Origin of the sequence: Serratia sp. 14-2641 (genome assembly GCF_001692375.1) — a bacterium.
Classification (GTDB): domain Bacteria; phylum Pseudomonadota; class Gammaproteobacteria; order Enterobacterales; family Enterobacteriaceae; genus Chania; species Chania fonticola_C.
Genome location: NZ_LXKR01000018.1, coordinates 21,561 through 42,700, shown reverse-complemented (window position 1 = coordinate 42,700; position 21,140 = coordinate 21,561). Strand labels below are relative to the sequence as shown.

21 protein-coding genes are annotated in these 21,140 nt (G+C 56.0%); 8 read left to right on the top strand and 13 right to left on the bottom strand.

What is annotated here, in order from left to right; translation table 11 throughout:
* Positions 1 to 262: 262 nt before the first annotated feature.
* A complete protein-coding gene (gene galR, locus A6U95_RS08330) occupies positions 263 to 1,282 on the top strand; it encodes an HTH-type transcriptional regulator GalR (protein WP_024485039.1) in 1,020 nt (339 codons plus the stop codon).
* On the opposite strand, the gene A6U95_RS08325 is transcribed toward galR, so the two are convergent.
* Positions 1,279 to 1,734 carry a GNAT family N-acetyltransferase gene (locus tag A6U95_RS08325; protein ID WP_065684142.1) on the bottom strand — a complete coding sequence of 152 codons (456 nt, stop codon included), beginning with the start codon at positions 1,732 to 1,734 and terminating at the stop codon, positions 1,279 to 1,281. The genes galR and A6U95_RS08325 overlap by 4 nt on opposite strands.
* Before the next feature lie 183 nt (positions 1,735 to 1,917).
* Here A6U95_RS08325 and A6U95_RS08320 point away from each other — a divergent pair, with 183 nt between their 5' ends.
* Positions 1,918 to 2,925, top strand: a complete 1,008-nt coding sequence (locus A6U95_RS08320; RefSeq protein ID WP_065684141.1) for a LacI family DNA-binding transcriptional regulator — start codon at positions 1,918 to 1,920, stop codon at positions 2,923 to 2,925.
* Here the strand turns inward: A6U95_RS08320 and lysA are convergent.
* Positions 2,922 to 4,178, bottom strand: coding sequence for a diaminopimelate decarboxylase (gene lysA / locus A6U95_RS08315; RefSeq protein ID WP_024529465.1), 1,257 nt, complete (start codon positions 4,176 to 4,178; stop codon positions 2,922 to 2,924). The genes A6U95_RS08320 and lysA overlap by 4 nt on opposite strands.
* A 122-nt stretch (positions 4,179 to 4,300) precedes the next feature.
* Here lysA and A6U95_RS08310 point away from each other — a divergent pair, with 122 nt between their 5' ends.
* Positions 4,301 to 5,224, top strand: a complete 924-nt coding sequence (locus A6U95_RS08310; protein ID WP_065684140.1) for a LysR family transcriptional regulator — start codon at positions 4,301 to 4,303, stop codon at positions 5,222 to 5,224.
* On the opposite strand, the gene A6U95_RS08305 is transcribed toward A6U95_RS08310, so the two are convergent.
* Positions 5,221 to 6,129 carry a LysR family transcriptional regulator gene (locus A6U95_RS08305; protein WP_024529463.1) on the bottom strand — a complete coding sequence of 303 codons (909 nt, stop codon included), beginning with the start codon at positions 6,127 to 6,129 and terminating at the stop codon, positions 5,221 to 5,223. The two genes, A6U95_RS08310 and A6U95_RS08305, sit on opposite strands and share 4 nt — an antisense overlap.
* A gap of 109 nt (positions 6,130 to 6,238) precedes the next feature.
* Here A6U95_RS08305 and A6U95_RS08300 point away from each other — a divergent pair, with 109 nt between their 5' ends.
* The 3 genes from A6U95_RS08300 to A6U95_RS08290 all read left to right on the top strand — a co-directional run bounded on the left by A6U95_RS08300 (position 6,239) and on the right by A6U95_RS08290 (position 9,751).
* Entirely contained in the window at positions 6,239 to 7,123 is an 885-nt protein-coding gene (locus A6U95_RS08300; RefSeq protein WP_065684139.1) for an MBL fold metallo-hydrolase, read from the top strand.
* Between the two features lie 18 nt (positions 7,124 to 7,141).
* On the top strand, positions 7,142 to 7,780 hold the full coding sequence (locus A6U95_RS08295) for a DsbA family protein (RefSeq protein WP_065684138.1): 639 nt from the start codon (positions 7,142 to 7,144) through the stop codon (positions 7,778 to 7,780).
* Positions 7,781 to 8,017: 237 nt separating this feature from the next.
* Positions 8,018 to 9,751, top strand: a complete 1,734-nt coding sequence (locus A6U95_RS08290) for an ABC transporter ATP-binding protein/permease (RefSeq protein WP_065684184.1) — start codon at positions 8,018 to 8,020, stop codon at positions 9,749 to 9,751.
* 57 nt (positions 9,752 to 9,808) lie between these two features.
* Here A6U95_RS08290 and agaF read toward each other — a convergent pair whose 3' ends face one another.
* Genes agaF through agaR form a run of 6 tightly spaced genes read right to left on the bottom strand, consistent with a single transcriptional unit; the run spans position 9,809 to position 14,489 of the window.
* Positions 9,809 to 10,243, bottom strand: coding sequence for a PTS galactosamine/N-acetylgalactosamine transporter subunit IIA (gene agaF / locus A6U95_RS08285; RefSeq protein ID WP_065684137.1), 435 nt, complete (start codon positions 10,241 to 10,243; stop codon positions 9,809 to 9,811).
* A 10-nt stretch (positions 10,244 to 10,253) separates the two neighbouring features.
* On the bottom strand, positions 10,254 to 11,147 hold the full coding sequence (locus A6U95_RS08280) for a PTS system mannose/fructose/sorbose family transporter subunit IID (protein ID WP_065684136.1): 894 nt from the start codon (positions 11,145 to 11,147) through the stop codon (positions 10,254 to 10,256).
* Complete coding sequence (agaW, locus tag A6U95_RS08275) at positions 11,137 to 11,916, bottom strand: PTS N-acetylgalactosamine transporter subunit IIC (protein ID WP_021179850.1); 780 nt, start codon at positions 11,914 to 11,916, stop codon at positions 11,137 to 11,139. The genes A6U95_RS08280 and agaW overlap by 11 nt, the downstream gene beginning before the upstream one ends.
* 14 nt (positions 11,917 to 11,930) lie before the next feature.
* Positions 11,931 to 12,407, bottom strand: coding sequence for a PTS N-acetylgalactosamine transporter subunit IIB (gene agaV / locus A6U95_RS08270; RefSeq protein ID WP_024529457.1), 477 nt, complete (start codon positions 12,405 to 12,407; stop codon positions 11,931 to 11,933).
* 1 nt (position 12,408) lies between these two features.
* A complete protein-coding gene (locus A6U95_RS08265) occupies positions 12,409 to 13,692 on the bottom strand; it encodes a D-tagatose-bisphosphate aldolase, class II, non-catalytic subunit (RefSeq protein WP_065684135.1) in 1,284 nt (427 codons plus the stop codon).
* A gap of 20 nt (positions 13,693 to 13,712) precedes the next feature.
* The gene (gene agaR / locus A6U95_RS08260; RefSeq protein ID WP_037375671.1) at positions 13,713 to 14,489 is read right to left on the bottom strand and encodes a transcriptional repressor AgaR; all 777 of its coding nucleotides are present in this window, start codon (positions 14,487 to 14,489) and stop codon (positions 13,713 to 13,715) included.
* A 696-nt stretch (positions 14,490 to 15,185) separates the two neighbouring features.
* On the opposite strand from agaR, the gene A6U95_RS08255 reads away from it, so the two are divergent.
* Complete coding sequence (locus A6U95_RS08255; protein WP_065684134.1) at positions 15,186 to 16,400, top strand: MFS transporter; 1,215 nt, start codon at positions 15,186 to 15,188, stop codon at positions 16,398 to 16,400.
* A gap of 366 nt (positions 16,401 to 16,766) precedes the next feature.
* On the opposite strand, the gene A6U95_RS08250 is transcribed toward A6U95_RS08255, so the two are convergent.
* Positions 16,767 to 18,419: a multidrug ABC transporter permease/ATP-binding protein gene (locus A6U95_RS08250; protein WP_065684133.1), complete on the bottom strand. Its 1,653-nt coding sequence runs from the start codon at positions 18,417 to 18,419 to the stop codon at positions 16,767 to 16,769.
* Positions 18,420 to 18,929: 510 nt separating this feature from the next.
* On the opposite strand from A6U95_RS08250, the gene A6U95_RS08245 reads away from it, so the two are divergent.
* On the top strand, positions 18,930 to 19,481 hold the full coding sequence (locus A6U95_RS08245; RefSeq protein ID WP_021179844.1) for a tyrosine-type DNA invertase: 552 nt from the start codon (positions 18,930 to 18,932) through the stop codon (positions 19,479 to 19,481).
* A gap of 128 nt (positions 19,482 to 19,609) precedes the next feature.
* On the opposite strand, the gene A6U95_RS30990 is transcribed toward A6U95_RS08245, so the two are convergent.
* The 3 genes from A6U95_RS30990 to A6U95_RS08235 form a co-directional block, all read right to left on the bottom strand.
* The gene (locus A6U95_RS30990) at positions 19,610 to 19,777 is read right to left on the bottom strand and encodes a hypothetical protein (RefSeq protein WP_158006205.1); all 168 of its coding nucleotides are present in this window, start codon (positions 19,775 to 19,777) and stop codon (positions 19,610 to 19,612) included.
* 27 nt (positions 19,778 to 19,804) lie between these two features.
* Positions 19,805 to 20,473 carry a response regulator transcription factor gene (locus tag A6U95_RS08240; protein WP_065684132.1) on the bottom strand — a complete coding sequence of 223 codons (669 nt, stop codon included), beginning with the start codon at positions 20,471 to 20,473 and terminating at the stop codon, positions 19,805 to 19,807.
* 66 nt (positions 20,474 to 20,539) lie between these two features.
* Positions 20,540 to 21,133 carry a response regulator transcription factor gene (locus A6U95_RS08235; protein ID WP_021179842.1) on the bottom strand — a complete coding sequence of 198 codons (594 nt, stop codon included), beginning with the start codon at positions 21,131 to 21,133 and terminating at the stop codon, positions 20,540 to 20,542.
* Between the last annotated feature and the right edge of the window lie 7 nt (positions 21,134 to 21,140).

Below are 21,140 nucleotides of genomic sequence, written 5' to 3'. Positions count from 1 at the left end.
GTCAGGCGCAAAGTGTAACCAGCGATGTAGTTTTGCCTTTGATAGACATGGTTATGAAACTATTGAAAAACCTCAACCAACCCGGATCGTTGGGCACCGCACGCTGCATCCGTTAACCCTGGATCCGCTTGGGGGCGAAAAGGTGAATTTAAAAGCCATAAATGCAACGCTCACCACAAGTTAACGATACCAGCCCTTGCGGCGCGCGATTTTTTCCGCAAAACTGAGGAATGTAAGCGATTACCCAGGAAGTGTTGCAGATATGGCCACGATTAAGGATGTTGCCAGGCTGGCGGGTGTTTCCGTCGCCACGGTGTCCCGCGTAATAAATAACTCCCCAAAAGCCAGCGAAAGTTCACGGACCGCCGTGCTGGCCGCCATGGAAGGATTGCAGTATCACCCTAACGCCAATGCCCGTGCGCTGGCACAGCAATCCACCGAAACCCTGGGCCTGATTGTCTCTGACGTTTCCGATCCCTTCTTTGGTGCCATGGTAAAAGCCGTGGAGCAGGTGGCCTACGCCACGCATAATTTTCTGCTGATTGGTAACGGTTACCACAATGCCGAAAAAGAGCGCCAGGCCATTGAGCAACTGGTGCGCCATCGCTGTGCGGCCTTGGTGGTGCATGCCAAGAAGCTGACCGACGATGAGCTAACCGTCTGGATGCGCCAGATCCCAGGCATGGTACTGATCAACCGTACGCTGCCTGGCTTTGAGCCCCGCTGCGTAGCGCTTGACGATCGCTATGGTGCCTGGCTGGCCACCCGTCATCTGATCCAGCAGGGCCACCAGCGGATCGCCTTTATCTGCTCCAACCACCAGATTTCAGATGCTACCGATCGATTGCAGGGCTACCTGGATGCATTGGAAGAGCACGGTATTGCGGTGGATGAGAAGCTGGTTGCCTACGGCAAGCCGGATGAGATTGGCGGCGAGCAGGCCATGACCGAGTTACTGGGCCGTGGTAAGCAGTTTACCGCCATCACCTGCTATAACGATCCGATGGCCGCCGGGGCGCTTTCGGTGCTCAGTGATAACAGCGTGGACGTTCCGGGCCAGATTTCGCTGATTGGTTTTGATGACGTATTGATTTCGCGCTATCTGCGCCCACGCCTGACCACTATCCGCTACCCGGTGGTGGCGATGGCGACGCAAGCAGCAGAGCTGGCATTAGCGCTGGCCAACAACCAGCCGCTACCGGAGATCACCAATATGTTCAGCCCGACGCTGGTACGCCGCCATTCGGTCGCCAGCATCAATAACGCTTTCGAGCAAAACTAATCTAGCAGGCGGTGGTAGAGGCGCACGGGGCGATCCGGGTACTCCAGCGCCTCGCCGATGTGCTGCCAGCCATGGCGTTCGTAATAACCGCTAAACTCGGCATACAGATACAGCTCCTTGAACCCGGCCCGGCGGCTGTATTCCTGCACATATTGCTGGAGCTGCAGCCCCAGCCCGCTGCCGCGCTGGCTCTCTTCAACGTAAAGCGCGGCCAGCCACGGCGTTAAATCCTGGCGGCTGATCAAATCACAGCGCCACAGCCCCACGGTGCCTACCGGCTTGTCATCCAACAGGGCGATAAAGGTGATCGGCAACCCTTCATGCCGCAGGCTGCTGGCCACCACGCTGGCAAAGAACTCCCGGCTGTTTTCGCTGCCAAACGCCTGCCACTGCCAGTCGATAACCTGTTGCTGATACTGCGGATAGTCCGCCAGATGCACAATACGAAACACGCTAATCCCCTCTGAAAAATGCCTTAAACGCCAGCACCGTCTAGTGTACGCGAATCAATGCATGGGTGCCCCAACAACATATGTTGCTGAATTTGTAGGGGTCGAACATGTTCGACGCGATCTAACCCTATGCTAGACTCAGCAATATTTACCGCAGCGGACGTTGAAAGAGGGTAGCCATTGATGATCACCATGTTGGATGTTTCCATGCGCGCGGGGGTATCCAAAGCCACGGTTTCCCGCGTTTTAAATGGCACCGGCCAGGTGAAGAAGAGCACGCGTGATGCGGTGTTCAAGGCAATGGATGAGTTGGGCTACCGGCCAAACTTTCTCGCCCAATCGCTGGCCAATAAAAGCTCCAACAGCATTGGGCTGGTGGTATCCAATTTTGACGGCCCCTACTTTGGCCGTTTGCTGCGCCAGGCCGCCAAACTGGTCGAGGCCAGCGGCAAGCACCTGATCGTCACCGACGGCCACGACACGCCAGAAGATGAATTGCAGGCGGTACGGCTGCTGGCGGATCGCCGTTGCGACGCGATTATCCTGTACACCCGCTTTATGGGCGAAAGTGCCCTGATGGAGTTGCTGGAAGACCTGCCGGTTCCGGTGATGGTCATTAACCGCGATCTGCCGCAGGCCCGTGAACGCTGCGTGTTCTTCGAACAGCAACAGGCCGCCTTCAACGTGGTGGATTACCTGATCCGTCAAGGGCACCGTGAGATCGCCTGCATCACCGGGCCGATCGATACCCCCACCGCCCAATCCCGCTTGGCGGGTTATCGTCAGGCGTTGGAACACCACCAGGTTGCTTTCAATAATGCCTTGATCACCAACGGTGATAGCAGCGTACCTGGCGGATACCTTAGCTGTAAGGCTCTGCTGGCTAGCGGCAACGCATTCAGCGCGCTGTTTGCCAGCAACGATGATATGGCCATCGGCGCGATGAAGGCCCTGCACCAGGCTGGCAAACGCCTGCCTGAGGACGTTTCGCTGTTTGGTTTCGACGATGAGCCAAGCGCCGCCTATCTGCAACCGGCGTTGTCCACCGTCTACCTGCCGATCGACGCGATGATCGAAGCGGCGATCGCCCAAGCCCTGCGTCTGATTAACGGCGAAGCGCTGCAACCGCTAACGCCGTTTGTCGGTGAGTTAAAACTGCGTGAGTCCGTGGTACCTGGCCCCTACGCTTAAATTAACTCCAGCCCGATCAATTCTTCAATCGTCTGGCGGCGACGGATCAGGCGAGGCTCACCGTTTTCAAACAGCACTTCCGGCAGCAGCGGGCGGCTGTTGTAGTTGGAGGACATCGACGAACCATAGGCCCCGGTGTCATGGAATACCAGATAATCACCGACCCGCACCTGCGGCAACGGACGGGTTTCAATACCGCCACCCGCTTGCTGGGTAAACACATCACCCGACTCACACAGTGGCCCGGCGATCACGGTGTCTTGCAACGGTTGGTTATCAGTATTGCGGCCATCGGCAGGCAGCAGGGAGATATGGTGATAGCTGCCATACATCGCCGGACGCATCAGATCGTTAAACCCAGCGTCCACCAGGACAAAGTGGCGGCTGCCCATCTGTTTTACCGAACGCACTTCGGCCACCAGCACGCCTGCTTCGGCCATCAGGAAACGCCCCGGCTCGATTTCCAACTTCACCGGATGGCCCAGATGTGCAGCAACTCGCTCACGTGCCCGGTTCCACAGGCCGTAATAGTGTTCGGTATTGATCGCCTCTTCCCCTTGCTGATAAGGGATAGAAAGGCCGCCACCGGCGGAAATAGCCGTAATGTCCTGCCCCAGCGCAATCACCTGCTGCACCATCGCATCACACACGCGCTCCAGGTGCTGGTAATCCACCCCAGAACCGATGTGCATATGCAGCCCGATCAGTTTAAGGCCATATTGCTGCACCTTGGCGACCGCCTGCGGCAGATCGGCATACCAGATACCGTGCTTGCTGTTTTCACCGCCGGTATTGGTTTTCTGGCTATGGCCGTGGCCAAAACCAGGGTTGATCCGCAGCCATACCGGATGCCCGGCAGACACCTGGCCAAGCTGTTCCAGCATATCGATAGAACCGGCGTTGACCGGGATTTTCAATTCACTGACGCGCGCCAGCGTGGCGTGATCCAGCACATCGGCGGTAAACACGATATCTTCGCCACCCGGCTCAAAACCGGCTTTTAACGCGCGCTCGATTTCCCCCAGCGACACCGAATCCACCTTGACGCCCTGCTCGCGCATCAGGCGCAGAATATGAATATTCGAGCAGGCTTTCTGGGCAAAACGGATCACGTCAAAGTGCTGCAACTGGCTGATACGCTCGCTGATGATAGCCGCATCATAGGCCCAGACCGGGCAACCAAAGCGTTGGGGCAGCGCCAGCAGATTGGCGGCGTTCAGGGCGGTTGAGGTGTCGTTCAAGGAGCGTGGCATGGTTCGGTTCCCATAATCAAATTTTCCACCATCATGCCGCAGCGGCCCCGGTGTGAAAAATATCTATTTCGCCATAGTCTATTCATTTATGATATGGCTTTTCCTCTCCGTGGAGTTTCGCCATGTACGCCATTACCCTGCGCCAGATTGAGATTTTCCACGCGGTGATGACCACCGGCAATCTGACCGAAGCGGCGGCGCTGCTGCAAACCTCACAACCGACCGTCAGCCGCGAGCTTGCCCGCTTCGAGAAGCTAATCCAATTGCAACTGTTTGACCGCGTACGTGGCCGCCTTTACCCGACGGTGCAGGGCTTGCGGCTGTTTGAAGAAGTGCAGCGCTCTTATTACGGCCTGGATCGCATCAAGAATGCGGCCGCCGGTATCCGGCAATTCCAGCAGGCGCAGCTTTCCATTGCCTGTCTGCCGGTGTTTTCCCAATCGCTGCTGCCTGCCGTGTGCAAACCTTTTGTCGATCGTTATCCGGAAGTGAGCTTCAGCGTGATCCCGCAGGAGTCACCGTTGCTGGAAGAGTGGCTTTCGGCACAGCGCCACGATCTGGGCCTGACGGAGAATACCCTGACGCCCGCTGGCACCGAGCGCATGACGCTGATGACAATGAATGAGGTGTGTGTGCTGCCTGCCGGGCACCCATTGCTTGCGAAAAGCACGCTGACGCCGCAGGACTTCAACGCAGAAAACTTTATCAGCCTGTCGAGCACCGACAGCTACCGGCAACTGCTGGACGCACTGTTCCATGAACAAGGCATCGAGCGCCGGATGGTGATGGAGACCCACAGCGCCGCTTCGGTGTGTGCGATGGTCAAGGCTGGCGTCGGCATCTCAATCGTCAACCCGCTGACCGCGTTGGATTACGCCAATAATGGCGTTCATGTGCGGCCCTTCAGCGTCGAGGTGCCGTTTACCGTGAGCCTGATCCGCCCGCTGCACCGCCCCTCTTCCGCGCTGGTCACCGCCTTTGTGCAGCACTTGCAGCAGCAGGCGCAACAGTTGCCCGCCCGCCTGGCTTCGGTTATCCAACGCTAGCGCAGCGTGGCGCGCCAGCCAGGATCGGTGGCAAACCATTCCACCAGGAAGTCCAGCATGGTACGCAACGTGGCGGGCATTTGTCGGCGCGAGGTGTAGATACCGTAGATCCCCATCGTCTGTGACAAATACCCCGGTAACAGTTCCACCAACTCCCCCTTTGCCAACAGTGGCGCAGCGGAATAATAAGGCTGCATGGAGATCCCCGCACCTTGCAGCGTTCCTGCCAACAGCACCACCGATTCGTTGGCACTGAGGTTGCCACTAACCGCCACCGCCGACTTCACGCCTTGCTCATCAAAGTGCCACAGGCTTTTACCAAAGTAGGAATAGGTGAGGCAGTTGTGCAGAGCTAAATCTTGCGGGTGACGCGGGGTACCATGAGCGGCCAGATAGGCTGGAGACGCACAGATCACCGAAGCGCAGTTGGAAAGCGGCCGGGCAATCAGATTGGGATCCAGTTCATTGGTGATGCGTAGTGCCAGATCGATCCGCTCCTCCACCAGATTGACCGCTCGGTTATTCATTTGCAGATCCACCGCCACCTGAGGATGACGCTTCAGGTACTGCGCCACCGCCCCCACCAGCGCCGTTTGGCCAAGCGATTGCGAACAGGTGATTCGTAGCAGGCCACGTAAATCGTCACTCTGCTCGTTTTCCACCAGATCGATATCTTTCGCTACCGCCAGCATTTGGCGGCAACGTTCCAAGGTGCGCTCTCCGGCATCGGTCAGGCTGAGCCTACGCGTAGTACGGTGCAACAGCCGCGCCCCCGCCCATTGTTCCATCTGCGCCAGATAGCGCGTCACCATAGCTCGCGACATCGCCAGGGTATCCGCTGCAGCAATCATGCTGCCGCGTTCGACGATAGTGACAAAAACCTCTGCGGCGGTAATGCGATCCATGATTCGCTCGATTTACGCAATGAATAATTGCTTATTATCCGGTTTTTCTCCCGTTCTATGCAACCTATCATCTGGCCAACGACAACAAATACCCAAAAGGCACCTGCACATGTTTAAGAAATCATTACTGACCCTGGCCGTAACCGGCTTAGTTTCATTCAGCACCTTCGCCAATGCGGCTAATACTCTGACCCTGGAAGTGTACAACCCAGGCGAAAAGAGCGTTTTCCCGGTCTCTTCCGAGATTGTCAGCGGCCCACACGAAGTGGCGCTGATCGATGCCCAATTCCAGCGTAACGATGCGCAGGAACTGGTGAAAAAGATTAAGGCCACCGGTAAGAAGCTGACCACGGTCTATATCAGCCATTCGGATCCGGATTTCTATTTCGGGCTGGACGTGATCAAAGCCGCCTTCCCAGAGGCAAATATCATTGCTTCACCGGAAACGATCAAAGCGATCAATGCGACCCAGGCAGGTAAACTCGCCTATTGGGGGCCGATCCTGAAGGAGAATGCACCGACAACCGTGATCGTGCCGCAGCCGTTGCAGGGCAGCAGCTTTAGCATCGATGGCCAGCAGGTCGAAGTGAAAGGCCTCAATGGCCCAACGCCAGACCGCACCTTTGTGTGGATCCCGTCGTTGAAAGCTGTGATGGGTGGCGTACCGGTGGCCGGTGACAATATTCATCCGTGGATTGCGGATAATCAGACCGTCGAGTCACGCGCTCATTGGCAGCAAACGCTGGAAAGCATCAAGGCGCTGAAACCGCAGGTGGTGGTTCCGGGGCACTTCCTGCCAGGAGCGGCGCAAACGCTGGAGTCGGTGACCTTTACCCACAATTACCTGACCACGCTGGAAAGCGAGTTACCAAAAACCAAGAACTCCGCGGAACTGATCGCGGCCATGCAGCAGCACTATCCAAAACTGCAAGATGGTTCTAGCCTGGAACTGAGCGCCAAGGTGCTGAAAGGCGAAATGAAGTGGCCGCAGTAAAGCGGTAGGAGCAAAAACATGACGACCCTGCATTACATTTTCGATCCGCTGTGCGGCTGGTGTTACGGTGCAGCACCGCTGGCCAAGGCCGCGCAGGCTATTCCAGGCCTGACCGTTGCCCTGCACGCCGGTGGCATGATGACCGGCAATGCCCGCCGAACCATCAACGAGGAATGGCGCAATTACGTGATGCCGCATGACAAGCGGATTGCCGGGCTAACCGGCCAGCCTTTCGGCGACGGTTACTTCAACGGGCTGCTGCGAGACACCACGGCGGTGATGGACTCTGAGCCACCGATCGTTGCGATCCTGGCCGCTGAACAGCTCGCCGGACGGGGCCTGGATATGCTGCACCGCATTCAGGAAGCTCACTACCGGGAAGGGCGACGTATTGCCGATGCGCCAGTGTTGGAAGCGCTGGCGAAAGAGTTGGGCCTGGATCCTGCTGCCTTTATTGCCGAGATGCGTTTGAACAGCGGCGCGCCAACGGCACAGCATATCGCCGACAGCCGCGCACTGCTCGCCAGAGTCCGTGGGCATGGCTTCCCAACCTTTGCCCTGGAGGATAATCAAGGGCGGCTATCCCAGATCCCCGTGCAGGAGTATTTGGGAAATGTTGAAGGCTGGAAAGCATTACTGAAAGATGCCGTGAAATAAATCTGCCGGGGCGAGCACATGTTCGCCCCGAACTTAGTTGTAACAATTTCATTTTGTGTTGTGATTTTCCGCCGCGCCAAAAACGCCTTCGCCTTACTCTACTCAACGTTACTAGCGCTCGTTTTATCTCTGCTGTATTGCAAATAATGAGCCACGTCAAAACTGCTTACATGTGGCGGTTTGTTTGTTACCCACCTCGTGCCCATGCTAGAAGAAAACGATACCTTCTGGATTTTTATGAACACGAGCACCACACAAAAACGGGCCGTCTGGCAGTTGATCAAACCCTTTTGGGTTTCGGAAGAAAAATGGCGCGCCTGGGCGATGCTGATCGCCATCGTGGGCCTATCCCTGGGGCTGGTCTATATCAGCGTGCTGATCAACCAGTGGAACCAGGTGTTCTACGATGCCCTGCAAAATAAAAACTACCCGGTGTTCAAAGCCCAGCTGTGGCGCTTTACCTATCTGGCGTTAGCTTTCATCGTGCTGGCGGTCTACAAAATCTACCTGACCCAAGGCCTACAGATGCGCTGGCGGCGCTGGATGACGGAAAAATTTATGGGCAAGTGGCTGGCACACCAGGCCTATTACCATACCGAACAACAGCAGATTATCGATAACCCCGATCAGCGTATCTCTGACGATCTCAACGTCCTGACCCAGTACACCTTATCTTTATCGCTCGGCCTGCTCTCCAGCCTGGTGACGCTCTGTTCGTTTATTACCATTCTCTGGCATATCAGCGGGCCGATGACCTTTGTGATCGCCCAACATACCATTACCCTGCCCGGTTATATGGTGTGGTTTGCCCTGTTGTACGCGGCGCTGGGATCGTTGCTGATCTGGTGGGTCGGCAAGCCGCTGGTTATGCTCGGCTTTAATCAGGAACGCTATGAGGCGAACTTCCGTTTCGGGCTGATACGTATCCGTGAAAATAACGATGCCATCGCGCTGTATCACGGTGAGCCACGCGAGAAGCAGCAGCTAAGTAACCGTTTTGAGGCCATCCGCAGCAACTGGTGGTCGATCATGCGCATCACCCGGCGGCTGAATATCGCCAGTAACTTCTACGGCCAGTTTGCCATTGTCTTTCCGCTGCTGGTGGCGGCACCTCGCTATTTCTCCGGTGCGATCCAGATGGGCGGGCTGATGCAGATCTCCTCCGCGTTTGGCCAGGTGCAAGGCTCGCTGTCATGGTTTATCGACGCGTTTTCCAATCTGGCCACCTGGAAAGCCTGCGTTAACCGTCTGGCTGGCTTTAACGCGGCGGTGGACGAAGTCCATAACCAGCCCCGTGGCATCAGCCTGAAACAGGAAGACCACTCACCGCTGACGCTGTGCGAGGTTGGCCTGACGCTGCCCGATGGACAGCCTCTGTTAAGTGCAGCAACCATGACGCTGCAACGCGGCGAGCGCGTACTGGTCGTCGGCCCTTCTGGCTGTGGTAAATCTACGCTGCTACGTGCCATTGCCGGGATCTGGCCTTACGGTTCGGGTGAGATCGGCCAGGATAAACATCTCACCACGCTGTTCCTGCCACAGCGCAGCTATATTCCGATCGGTACGCTACGTGAAGCGTTGAGTTACCCGCATCAGGATAAAGACTACAGCGATGAGCAGTTGTTGAAAGTCCTGGAAAACTGCCGGCTGAAGCACCTGCAACGCTGGCTGGATACCAGCGCCAACTGGAGCCATCGCCTTTCACCGGGCGAGCAGCAGCGGTTGGCGTTTGCCCGTGCGATCCTTACCCGCCCGGATGTGCTGTTCCTGGATGAGGCCACCAGCGCGTTGGATGATGAAACCGAACAATTGATGTATTGCCTACTGGTTGACGAACTGCCGGGGGTCACGCTGGTCAGTGTGGCACACCGCAACAGCGTGGCGAAATATCATCAGACCTGCTGGCGTTTCAGCCGTAATGAAAATGGCCCGGCCCAGATGGCGCTTAGCCCGTTGCCGATGCCGAGTTAGCCTCAATAGCTCCTCTCACTCCCCCCTTTGGAAGGGTTGGAGTGAGAAGGCACCTGATTAAATCCCATCAGCCTCGGCGTTGGCGCATTTCACCTTACGCCGTTCGTGCCACAGGCTGGTCAAGCCGCGTTTGCCGCAGGCCAGCGCCATGTCACGGAACTCGGTCAGGCTCAGCCCTTCGCGCTCCAGCATCATTTCGGCAGCCAACTGCATATTAACCCCGGTAAGCACCTCACAGCTGCCATGCGCATCGGCCAACTCGCAGGCACTACGGAAAGGCGATCCCCCCAGCATATCGGTAAGGAATACCACACCGTCCGCTTGTTCTACCGCTTGCAGCGCGGCACTCAACGCCACTTTCAACTCCGCCGTGCCCATATGGACAGGGAAGTCCACCGCGATACAGGCAGGCTGTTCCCCTACCACCTGCTCTACCGCCTGTAGCAGGCCACTGGCGAAGCCGCCGTGGCCGGTAATGACAATTCCTGGCATGTTCTCTTCCTCACAGCAAACCGATAAATTTACCCACTACGCCGATCACCACCGTCACACCGATCAGTTTCACCGGTGAGAAACCGCGCTTCATCAGGAAGAACACCAGCAACGTGAAACACAGCGGCAACAGGTTGGGCATCAACTTATCGAGCACGTCCGTTTGCAACGCCACGGTGGCCTTACCGGCATGCATGATCAGCGGCGTAGAAAGATGTACATAAGAGGCCACCAGCGCACCGATGACCGTCATGCCCACGATCGACGCCGCATGGGATATTCGTTTGGTATGGGTTTTCAACAGCGTCAGCGCACTGGTGCCCGCCTGATAGCCATAGTGCGCCAGCCCAAAGCGCAGCCCGAAGTGGAACACGTTGAACAACAGCAAGAACACTATCGGCCCAAACAGGCTGCCTTCCAGCGCCAGAGATGCCCCGATGCCCGCACAAATCGGCAACAGCGTCAGCCAGAACAGCGCATCACCAATGCCTCCCAACGGCCCCATCAGCGCCACTTTCACCGCTCGAATGGTGGAGACTTTCTCCTTGTTTTGCTCCATCGCCAGTACCAACCCCGAGAGGAAGGTAACGTCGAAGGGATGCACGTTGATAAACTCCATATGCATCTTCATCGAATTCGCCAGATCCTGAGGATTGCGGTGGATCTTGCGCAAGCCCGGGATCAAGGTGTACAACCAGCCACCGGCCTGCATACGTTCATAGTTGAACGATGCCTGCAGTAACAGCGAACGCCAGGCCATGCGGTTGATATCGCTGCGCGTCAGCGCTTCTGCCGGGCGGCTATCAACGTAGTCGTCCTGCTCGACCTGGCTGGTGGCCAATGCCTGTTCCAGGCGCTTTGCTGCTTTTTGTGCCAGCAGATCGTCAGAATCATTAAATGCCATCTTCAGCGTCCTCCGGTTGAACAGGCTTTCTGGTCACATCCGCATCTGCCCGTTGACTGTTAAAGAAATCGATCAGCGCGATCGCCAATGCCCCCAGCGCCACCGCCAGGATCGGCAGCTTAAGGAAAGTCACCGAAATAAAGCCGAGGATGAAATACGCCACGTAGGTTTTCTTCATCATCACTTTCATCAGCAGTGAGAAACCGATCGCCGGCATCATACCGCCCGCCACTGCCAGCCCATCCAGCAGCCAGGTCGGCGCTTTCTGCACCATGGCGCTGGCCGCATCGGCACCGAAGTAGATCGGCAAAAACGCCACCACAAAGTAGAAAACAAACAGGATACTGATACCGAGGTAGTTCACCCGCTCAACGCCACGCCAGTTCAGCTCCTGTACCATGCGATCGCAGCGGTGCATCATGGGTGAAAACGCGGTGAACAGCAGCGTGATGCAGCCCTGTACCGCAATGGCGAACGGCACCGCCACGCCAATGGCCACCTTGGGATCGGCCTTGGTGAGGATGGCAAACGCCGTGCCGACCACCCCGCCGATAACCACGTTAGGCGGCTGCGCACCGGCCAGTGGCACCATGCCCATCCACACTAGTTCCAGCGTCCCACCCACCAGCAAGCCAGTGGTGACATCCCCCAGGATCAGGCCAACCAGCGGCCCCATCACTACCGGGCGGTGGAAGTGGGTCAGGCCGTCGAACAGGTCGACCCCGGCCAGCCCCGCCAGCAATGCAATCAATAACGCGTCAGTTAACATGCTTCCCCCTGCGCTCAAGCGAGCAGTTTGCCTATCGCTTCACCGGCTTCATCCGGCACCCGGCGCACCTCGCAGGCTACGCCCAACGCCGCCAGCTCACGAAAGGCGGCAATGTCATCGTCATCCACCGAGACCGTCTTGTGGATTTGCCGTTTCCCTGCGGCGAAGTGCATATTGCCGACGTTGACAAAGGTGATGGGCACTCCGCCCTGCACCAGTTTCAATACGTCCTGCGGCGTTTTGCACACCAGAAAAATCTTTTGCCGATCCGCCGCCTTGTGGATCACGTCGATGGTTTTTTGCAGGGTGAAGTAACGGGTCTGCACGCCTTCGGCCACCACCATGTCCATCAGGTTTTGCTGTACCGGATCGGCGGCGGCATCATCGTTGGCCACCACCACCAGATTGGCGCCCAGCGTGTTGGTCCAGGTCACCCCTACCTGGCCATGCACCAGGCGGTTATCGATACGAGTCATCAGAATATTGGGCATATCAGCGCACCTCCGGGTAACAGGCTGAGTGGTAGTCGTCGAGCACCTGGGTAATTTTGTGGATCACCCAATCTTGCGGATCCTGACTCAGCTCACCGGCATTCAAGGCCCGTGCCTGATCGGGTAAATACTGGCTGAGTAAGGCCAGCGGGATTGGGTTACTCCGTAGATTGTCCATCAACGCATCCACGGCCTGCTGGACCTGTGGCTGCGGCCAGTAATAGCGCACGCGATCGCTCAGGCTGTAGTGCCGATCCAGATACTGTTGATGCGGGCTGCCGTGATAATAGCGGCTCCACTGATGCGGCTGTTCACGCATCACCTGCTCAAGCGTGGCGCACAGCTGGGCTGAACGATGCTCCCCTAACCATTCACGTTCGATACGATCGAGGGCAAACAGCGCCTCGCGCAGCGCAAAAGTGAGCGCCGGGCCAACTTTCAGAATGGCGAAATGGTCACGCACCAGCTGCGAATAAGCCTTCGGTGCCTGATAGTCGGTCGAGTGGGCCTCATACAGCAATCCCGGTTGGCGTTCGATAAAGCGGCTCAACGCCTGCGCCGCCTGCGGTTGGTAATGTTCGACGCTGTGATGATCGAACTCGACGCCGGGTTGCACCACCAGGGCGATCACTCGTGACCAGGCGCTGCTCAGCTCTGCCTGCTGCCAGGCATGACGGTGCGCCTCTAATGTGACGGAGACGGCCTGTGGCGTAGTCACCTGGATGCCTTGCAGCGTTTCCTGCGCACCGCCCGGTACTGGCACCTCGGTTCCGATCACATACACCGGGGCTTCACCACCCGTTTGCTGCCAGGCTCGTTCCGCCACTGCGCACAGGCGCGCCGCACGCTGTGCCACCACTTCATCTCCCAACGGGGTGGGATCGTCAGCGCAGGACATGGAGCAGTCGAGGTGGATCTTGCGAAATCCGGCGCGTACATAGTCGTCAATCAGGGTTTCGGACAGCGCCATCGCCTCTTGTGCCGGGCGGTCTTGCCAGGCGTTAGGGCCAAGATGATCGCCCCCCAGCCAAATAGCGCTCCTTGGCAACCCGATGTCATCCGCCATCCGCCACAGCGCATCACGAAACTGTGCGGCGGTCTGGCCGGTGTAGCCGCCAAACTGGTTAACCTGGTTTGACGTCGCCTCGATCAATACCGGCGTGCCACGTGCCTTTGCTTGCCGCAAGGCGGCCTGCAATACCCAAGGATGCGCGGAGCAAACGGAAAATATCCCCACCGGCTGGCCGGCCTTGTGCTGTGCTACCAGTTGTAACCACTGCTGCATGAATCCCCCATGATGGCACCCTACTCGCGATCGGCTATCACCACATCTACGCCTAAATCGCTGAGCGCCTGCTGATAATCTTGTGGAAGACGGCTATCTGTGATCAGCCGATGAATTTGCCCGACTTCGCGGATCATGCAAAAGCTCTTGCGACCAAACTTGCTGGCATCCGCTACCGCGATAATTTCGCGCGCCACCTCGCACATCACACGATTGAGGTGTGCCTCACCGGGATGAGGCGTAGTGATCCCCGCAACCAGATCGAAACCGTCGACGCCCAAAAACAGTTTGTCGAAGCGGTACTGGCGCAATTGCTGCTCGGCAGCCGGGCCATAGAGCGAATAGGAGTTCTGCCGGACGCTTCCCCCCAACACCATCACTTCCACCCCGTCGTAACCTGAAAGCTCATAGGCAATGTTCAGCGCATTGGTCATCACCACCAGATCGCGGCGCGGTTTCAACCAGGGCACGATCTGGGCCGTGGTGGAACCGGAGTCCAGGATCAGCGCATCACCGTCCCGCACGTAGCTTGCCGCTCGGCAGGCAATCTGTGATTTCACATCTCGGTTCAAGCGCCCCTTGTCGTGTAATGGGCGATCGAAGGCAAACTGCTGGTTGAGCATCGCCCCGCCATAGGCACGCAGCGCACAGCCTTTGCGTTCCAGAAAGCGCAGATCGTTGCGGATCGTCACCGTGGAAACGGCAAACTGTTTGCTGAGCTGTTCCACCCGCACGCTTCCGTGCTCGCAGAGCAGATCGATAATGTGTTCACGTCGTTTAGCGGTGTTCACTGGCATGAGCAATAGGTCCTCAGGTTTCCGGTTTTGGCCGGGAGATGATGGCTTTCGCTCTACTCCGGCGGTATTACAACAAAGCGAAAGCAATGAAATTGTGATCGGGGTTACAGGGCAGTTTTAGCAGCAAATGGGGGTAAAAAGCTTTCGGATCGAAATGAAATGAAACTATTTCCTCGGCGGGCGCGAGAAAAGTGAAATCTGCCGCAGGCCGATAGGGCGGCAGGTTAAGAGTATGTGAAAAATAGCACAGTGAAAGCGGCTTTGGCGGGCAGCAGCGAAAAGGCTTTTCTTTCCTTAGGTGATCAACATCACAAAACTGTTAATTGGCTCAGTTTAGCCAACCGACACCCAGGTGGGTCACCAGACCGACAATCACCAAAATCACGATCACGGCGATGGTGTAAAGCACAATACGGCGGGGGCTGTAGAAAGAAGACATAGCGATTCCTCACAATAAGTTTACTGCCGTTACTATCCGTTATAGCGGGCCATGCTGCCAGCAATAGTTGCCCTCGCGTTGATCAAAGTCACCTGGTGGGTGCCAAGCGCGGTTTCCTTAACCTCTTGTCAGGCGAGATGATCTTTCCTAAACTGGCACGCAGATACTGGCAGCCCTGCCAGTACGTAAGCGTTAACGTCAATCAACGCATCTCGTCATGCAGTAATGATTGGCTGCATGCCTGATGCGAGGATCTCATGCCCCAACCTGAACCACCCGCACATTGTGTTGTTAAACGCAGCCGTTTGACGCGTTTCTTATTGCTGGCCGGCATCATGCTGGTGGCGGCTAACCTGCGCGCCCCTTTAACCAGCGTAGGCCCGTTACTGGAACAGATCCAGCACCAACTGATGCTTTCTGCCACCGCCGCCGGGTTACTCAATTCCCTGCCGCTGATCCTGTTTGCGGTGTTATCGCCATTAACGCCGTCGCTGGCCAAACACATTGGGATTGAACGCACACTCGGGCTGGCGCTGATGCTGCTGGTCGCCGGGATCGTGCTACGTTCACAACCGTGGGATGGCATGCTTTGGCTGGGAACGGTGTTGATCGGCGCTGCCATCGCCTTTGCCAACGTGGTGCTACCAACGCTGGTAAAACGCGATTTTCCTCATCGGGCTGCGGTGATGATCAGTACCTATGCGGCCGTGATGTCACTGGTGGCCGCTATCGCCTCCGGCATGGCGGTGCCGTTAGCGGCATTCAACGATAACGGCTGGCGTTTTTCACTGCTGTGCTGGAGCCTGCCGGCGTTTATCGCGCTGGCGATTTGGCTACCCCAACTGAAGCGCAAACCCATCCCGGTTACCCGAACCGGCACGCCGGTGGCCGCAGAAACCTTTCGCTCTCCCTGGAGCAGCGCCCTGGGTTGGCAGGTGGCCTTGTTCATGGGGCTGCAATCCATCACCTTCTACACCATTATCGGTTGGTTCAGCGCCTTTGCCGCCAGCCACGGCACCTCACCGCAGCAGGCGGGGTTCGAGCTGTTTGTTTATCAGATCGTGGCGATCGCCGCCAACTTTGTGATGGTGTTTGCACTACCACGCGCTCGCGACCAGCGGGGGATCGCACTGGTCAGTTCGCTGTTGATCTTTATTGGCGTCGGTGGATTGCTATTGCTGCCTGCCCACTCGCTTATCTGGCTGATATTTGCCGGGCTGGGGGCGGGGAGTTCGTTGGTGCTGGCGCTGTCCTTCTTTGGTCTGCGCAGCCAGCACCACCATCAGGCAACGGTGCTGTCAGGGATGGCGCAGTCCATCGGCTATCTACTGGCCGCATTGGGGCCGACCTTGTTTGGCCTGGTGCATGATTTGACCCAAGGCTGGACGGTGCCGTTGACGATTTTGCTAGGGTTAACGCTGCTACAGATGCTGTTCGGCATCTTGGCCGGGCGTCGCAAGATTATCGGCTGAACCGGGCATGGCATGATCTTCCACCAGCCAAAGATCTTCGATAAAGCGCTGTTGCCGCTCATTGAGTTGCCAGGATGGCGGAAATCTTAGCGTTTCCGCTAGTGGAACCTCTGTGGTGGGAATGAGTGATTGATTGTCCATCGGCGCGTTCCTGCTCCCCTGGCTACCCTGTTGCCAATTGAAATCGGTACCACGAGCGCAATGCCATGTACCGTTTTCCCCTAGACACAGAGTAAATCATTGGCGGCGATTTTGATTATCGGTATAAACAATCACTCCACAAGCCTAGGCCTATGGGACGACAGATATTTCTCAACCAAGTCGCTATGTCGGGGCGAATATTAGCGCCCCGACAAATTCAGCAATTCAATCAAGCTGGCTAACCGAGTCCCGACTCGCCTGATGGCGATCATCCCCAATCAGTTCGCTCAGATGCCCATCTCGCATTTGCAGCAGGCGATCAGCATGTTCAAAGTAATGGTCGTCATGGCTGATAGCAAACACGGTTTTTCCCATTTCGCGCAGTTGGGGCAGTAACTCACGGTAGAAAGTACGGCGGAACTGGGGATCCTGATCCGCCGCCCACTCATCCAGCAGTAAAATATCCCGCTTTTCAGCCACCGCCAGCAGCAGGGCCAGGCGCTTGCGCTGCCCTTGCGACAGCTGTGGATTGGTGACGCGCGTACCGTCGAACTCCAATTTGCTTTTCATTTTCAGGCGCTGTAACCAGGTTTCCACCAGTTCGGCGTCCGGTTGTTCTCCTTGCGGCCCCAACAGATGGTGAAACTGGTAGAAATCCGTAAAAATGGCAGAGAACAGGCGGCGATAATCTTCACGATCGGCAACCGTAATCGGTTGACCATCCAGCAGGATCTGCCCACTAACGGGCACATACAGCCCAGTGAGCAGCATGGCCAGCGTCGATTTACCGCTGCCGTTGCCGCCAATCAGGAACACCAGTTCGCCCCGCCGTAACGTCAAATTGATCGGCCCAACCGCAAACCCTGATTGCTGTTCACCCGCCGCATAGTGGAATGCCACGTCACGCAGTTCCAGCGTTTGCCACGCACGAGCCTTAGGTGCCGGAAATGCCGGATCATACTCCGCCAGTTTGAGCGCCTTCACTTTATTGAAGGCCACTTCGGCCGCAATCAGCGTCGGGAATGCCCCAACCGCCTGTAATAAGGGGGTACGCAGGAACAATAGTGTCAGGGAATAGGTCGCCGCCACCGTGGTGTTCGCCCAGCCCAGGCTGTTTGCCATATAGAACACCAGGCCAATAGCGCCCAACATCATGATATTCGACCAGTTCACGGCGCTAAGATGGAAAGTATCTGCGCGGATAATATGGTAACGGTAGTCACCAGCATCGGGCTGGTAAGCCTGCTGGAATAGCATTTTTGCCCGATCGCGGTTCAGCGCCAGTTCTTTGCGCCCGTCGATCGCCGCTTGATAATGTAGATAGAGTCGCTCTTCCGCTTCGCGCACGCTGCTCAGGTGGCTATAAACCCGCGAGACCAGATACCAACTCCCCAAAATGGTGACCGTCACCCATATCGCTGTCACGCCCAACATGGCAGGCGACAACCAGCCCAGATAAGCAGCCGATCCCAAGGTCAGGATCACCCCCTGAACCAACTCCGGTAGGCGGACAAAAGCAATGGTGATATTGCGAATATCGCTCGACAGGCTAGCCAGCAGTGAAGCACTACCCAACTGCTCCAACCGTTCAATATGGGTATCCAATATTCGCTTCACCAGTTGGCCACGCAGCCGGTAAACAAAATAGTGCCCCAACGAGGTCAACGCCAACTGAGAGCCGAGCGTAACCACCATCAATAGGGCCAACAGGCCGAGAAACTGCGGCAACACCACTAGCGGGTTACCCGCCGCGCCCATCAGTTGCACGTTAATAAATGCAATGATGCCGATCCCCAACGCCGCACTGGCCATGGTTAACGCCATTACCGCCAGAAACGGCCAGCGATACTGCTGGAACACCACCCGTAACAACTCCATCAGAAACCCTATTCAAAAATCATGCACTGGCGGGCATTGTAGTTGGCGAAAGCGTGATATCAATAACAATTCTCATTTTGTTGGGTAAGAAGATGCTGGCCCTGGCCTGTCCGTGCAGGCCAAACGCAGGGCGATGACTAAAGAAAATAGAGGGCAAGCAACTGCTTATCGGGCTAAAAAACATTATTAACACAATAATAAAAATCTCAAAAATAGGCATAAGCCCAAAGATGTTCAGTCGTTCTAGATAAACAGCTAACGCATTAGATTAAGTAAATCATTTCTAAACATACGGTTTTTAAACCTATCAAACAGGGTTTACTGATGATCAAGTGAGTTGATTTTTTCTTAATAAATAACCATTAACCCCCCATTGAACCTAGTAATAAGATAACACCTCAGAATTAACCCCGCAATTATACTGCTATTTCGTTTGCTGATAAGGGTATTCAATGTTTAAATGAATAAACCACTCGCCATATTTGCTTTATTTAACTTAGGGATAAGAGAATGACAAAACGCAAATATCTCAGCCATATTGAAATTGAGAGAATGATCTCCGCCGTCCCGGACGGCGCCAACGGTTGCCGCGATCGCTGTATGCTGTTGATGTGCTTTATTCATGGATTACGCGTCAGCGAACTACGGGGGCTGCGGCTGGAGGATATTGACCTGGCTACCAACCGCTTACACGTATCCCGCCTAAAGAACGGTTTTTCGGTCCAGCATCCTATTCAAATCCGTGAGCGTATCGCGCTGGGCCGTTGGCTGGCAAAACGCCCAAGCTATCTGGAACCTGATAGCCCCTGGCTGTTTCTTTCTCGCCACGGTGGGCAAATTTCTCGCCAACAACTTTACCGATTAATAAAGTCCTACGGTGAATTAGCCGGTATCGACGTCCAGGTCCATCCCCATATGCTACGTCACTCCTGCGGCTATGCCCTGGCAGATAGAGGGATCGACACCAGGCTCATTCAAGATTACCTGGGTCATCGCAACATTCAGAACACCGTTATTTATACTGCCAGCAATGTTGAACGCTTTCGGGTAATACATATTTAACCCAACGCCGGCCACCGTTCCAAACTGGCACCGCATTTTTTACTTCGCAAGTGTCGCTAGCTGCGCAACAGCCTATATTCTTACGTTATTATCATAGTCGATCACGATGGGATATCAGGGGCTGGTCTTTATTGCCATAAGCCAAACTTGGCGGAACGACCATCATGATACTGCCGTGATTTGGCATCTTCGAGATCGCCGGTCGGAATATCTATGGATAGCTGCTCAGTAACTGGGTGATCGAGGTACTGCTCCGTCAGCTCTGCGGTATGCCCCGCCATACTTGATGGCAGCACGGCGGGGCATCGAGCGATTTCCAGCCATCAATCACAGGCAAACTGCTGGCTAATGTTTTTTCTCAGCGAGAACAACTCGCTGTCGTTTTTAACCTGGAGTTTGCGCATGGCATTACATTTGTGCGCGCTGATGGTCTTGATGCTGCGTTGTTGCAGTTCAGCAATTTCCCGCAGGCTCATCCCGTTGAACAAGAAAGACAGGACATCATTTTCGCAACGGGTAAGATGATGTAAGCTTGAAACATCTTCAGGATCGCTACGCGCCAGATAAGAGCCGATCAACGGGCTCAATACGCGCTCACCGTTAAATACCCGGTGAAAGAACTCCCCGACCAGCGGCAATTCATCCCCACGGGACACCACGCTGATATTGGCCACCTCAAGCAGTTTGCACAGATCCTCCCCTGTCTGGCTGCGGGTGTAAACAATGACCCGTAACTCAGGCTGCTGCGCACACAAATTAAGTAAAACTTCACGGCACTGCGCGATGGTTTCATTCAGGCCATTGAGTTCAGTGATGAGAATATCGACGGGTTGGTACAGCAACCTTTCGGCCACCGCAGCCATGCTGGTTTCCTGCACGATAATCTCATTGGCGACGTCAAGCGTGCCAATAAAGCAAGACAGCCCAGTAAGTGTGAGCGGGCTGCGATCCATTAACGCCAAGCCAAGCGGCTTTTGTGACAAGGGTTGCATAAACGACTCCTGTATAAATATCTCGTTGATTCCATCCAGAGAATAAGTGCTTAGCGGTATCAAAGGTTAGCGGGCAAACACCGGGCCGGTCTTTGCCATCCACTTGCCCTGCAAATAAAGTTCACCATCATTTTGAAAGCCCAACTTGTGCATCGCATTCCGCTTGTGGGTGCTAACGGTACGGACATCACGGTGCATCATCAACGCCGCGGTGGTTACGCTTTTGCCGGAAAACAGGTGCGTCAACACATCCAGCTCACGGGACGTCAAGGCTTTGCCAATGGCGGACTGACTGCTCAGCAATTGCCGCACCTTATGGCTATAGCTACGACACCCCGATAAGACCTGCTTTACGCATTGCGCCAGCGCAACGCCAGGCTCCTGCTTGAGCACCAGCCCTTTGATGCCTGATGCCGTCAGCAATTGCAGCACCCGAGGATCGTCAAGAGCAGTACACACGATCATCGCCGTGGTTGGCCAATGCTCCAGGCACTGTGCAATCAGCCTTAAACCATCCAGAACCGACTCTTCTTCACCACACAGTTCCATAATCAAAAGCCGGGCCGGGCGGTGGCGCATCAATCCTGGGATTTGCTCCAGATTACTGACCCGTTGTACCTCGTCCGTCAAGCCACAGGACTGGGCCAAAATATTACGCATTCCGAGT

What these genes read in the sequence shown, in the direction of transcription:
- galR (WP_024485039.1), top strand. Translation starts at nt 263, where the DNA reads ATGGCCACGATTAAGGATGTTGCCAGGCTGGCGGGTGTTTCCGTCGCC.
- A6U95_RS08320 (WP_065684141.1), top strand. Translation starts at nt 1,918, where the DNA reads ATGATCACCATGTTGGATGTTTCCATGCGCGCGGGGGTATCCAAAGCC.
- lysA (WP_024529465.1), bottom strand. Translation starts at nt 4,178, where the DNA reads ATGCCACGCTCCTTGAACGACACCTCAACCGCCCTGAACGCCGCCAAT.
- A6U95_RS08310 (WP_065684140.1), top strand. Translation starts at nt 4,301, where the DNA reads ATGTACGCCATTACCCTGCGCCAGATTGAGATTTTCCACGCGGTGATG.
- A6U95_RS08305 (WP_024529463.1), bottom strand. Translation starts at nt 6,129, where the DNA reads ATGGATCGCATTACCGCCGCAGAGGTTTTTGTCACTATCGTCGAACGC.
- A6U95_RS08300 (WP_065684139.1), top strand. Translation starts at nt 6,239, where the DNA reads ATGTTTAAGAAATCATTACTGACCCTGGCCGTAACCGGCTTAGTTTCA.
- A6U95_RS08295 (WP_065684138.1), top strand. Translation starts at nt 7,142, where the DNA reads ATGACGACCCTGCATTACATTTTCGATCCGCTGTGCGGCTGGTGTTAC.
- A6U95_RS08290 (WP_065684184.1), top strand. Translation starts at nt 8,018, where the DNA reads ATGAACACGAGCACCACACAAAAACGGGCCGTCTGGCAGTTGATCAAA.
- agaF (WP_065684137.1), bottom strand. Translation starts at nt 10,243, where the DNA reads ATGCCAGGAATTGTCATTACCGGCCACGGCGGCTTCGCCAGTGGCCTG.
- A6U95_RS08280 (WP_065684136.1), bottom strand. Translation starts at nt 11,147, where the DNA reads ATGGCATTTAATGATTCTGACGATCTGCTGGCACAAAAAGCAGCAAAG.
- agaW (WP_021179850.1), bottom strand. Translation starts at nt 11,916, where the DNA reads ATGTTAACTGACGCGTTATTGATTGCATTGCTGGCGGGGCTGGCCGGG.
- agaV (WP_024529457.1), bottom strand. Translation starts at nt 12,407, where the DNA reads ATGCCCAATATTCTGATGACTCGTATCGATAACCGCCTGGTGCATGGC.
- A6U95_RS08265 (WP_065684135.1), bottom strand. Translation starts at nt 13,692, where the DNA reads ATGCAGCAGTGGTTACAACTGGTAGCACAGCACAAGGCCGGCCAGCCG.
- agaR (WP_037375671.1), bottom strand. Translation starts at nt 14,489, where the DNA reads ATGCCAGTGAACACCGCTAAACGACGTGAACACATTATCGATCTGCTC.
- A6U95_RS08255 (WP_065684134.1), top strand. Translation starts at nt 15,186, where the DNA reads ATGCCCCAACCTGAACCACCCGCACATTGTGTTGTTAAACGCAGCCGT.
- A6U95_RS08250 (WP_065684133.1), bottom strand. Translation starts at nt 18,419, where the DNA reads ATGGAGTTGTTACGGGTGGTGTTCCAGCAGTATCGCTGGCCGTTTCTG.
- A6U95_RS08245 (WP_021179844.1), top strand. Translation starts at nt 18,930, where the DNA reads ATGACAAAACGCAAATATCTCAGCCATATTGAAATTGAGAGAATGATC.
- A6U95_RS08240 (WP_065684132.1), bottom strand. Translation starts at nt 20,473, where the DNA reads ATGCAACCCTTGTCACAAAAGCCGCTTGGCTTGGCGTTAATGGATCGC.
- A6U95_RS08235 (WP_021179842.1), bottom strand. Translation starts at nt 21,133, where the DNA reads ATGCGTAATATTTTGGCCCAGTCCTGTGGCTTGACGGACGAGGTACAA.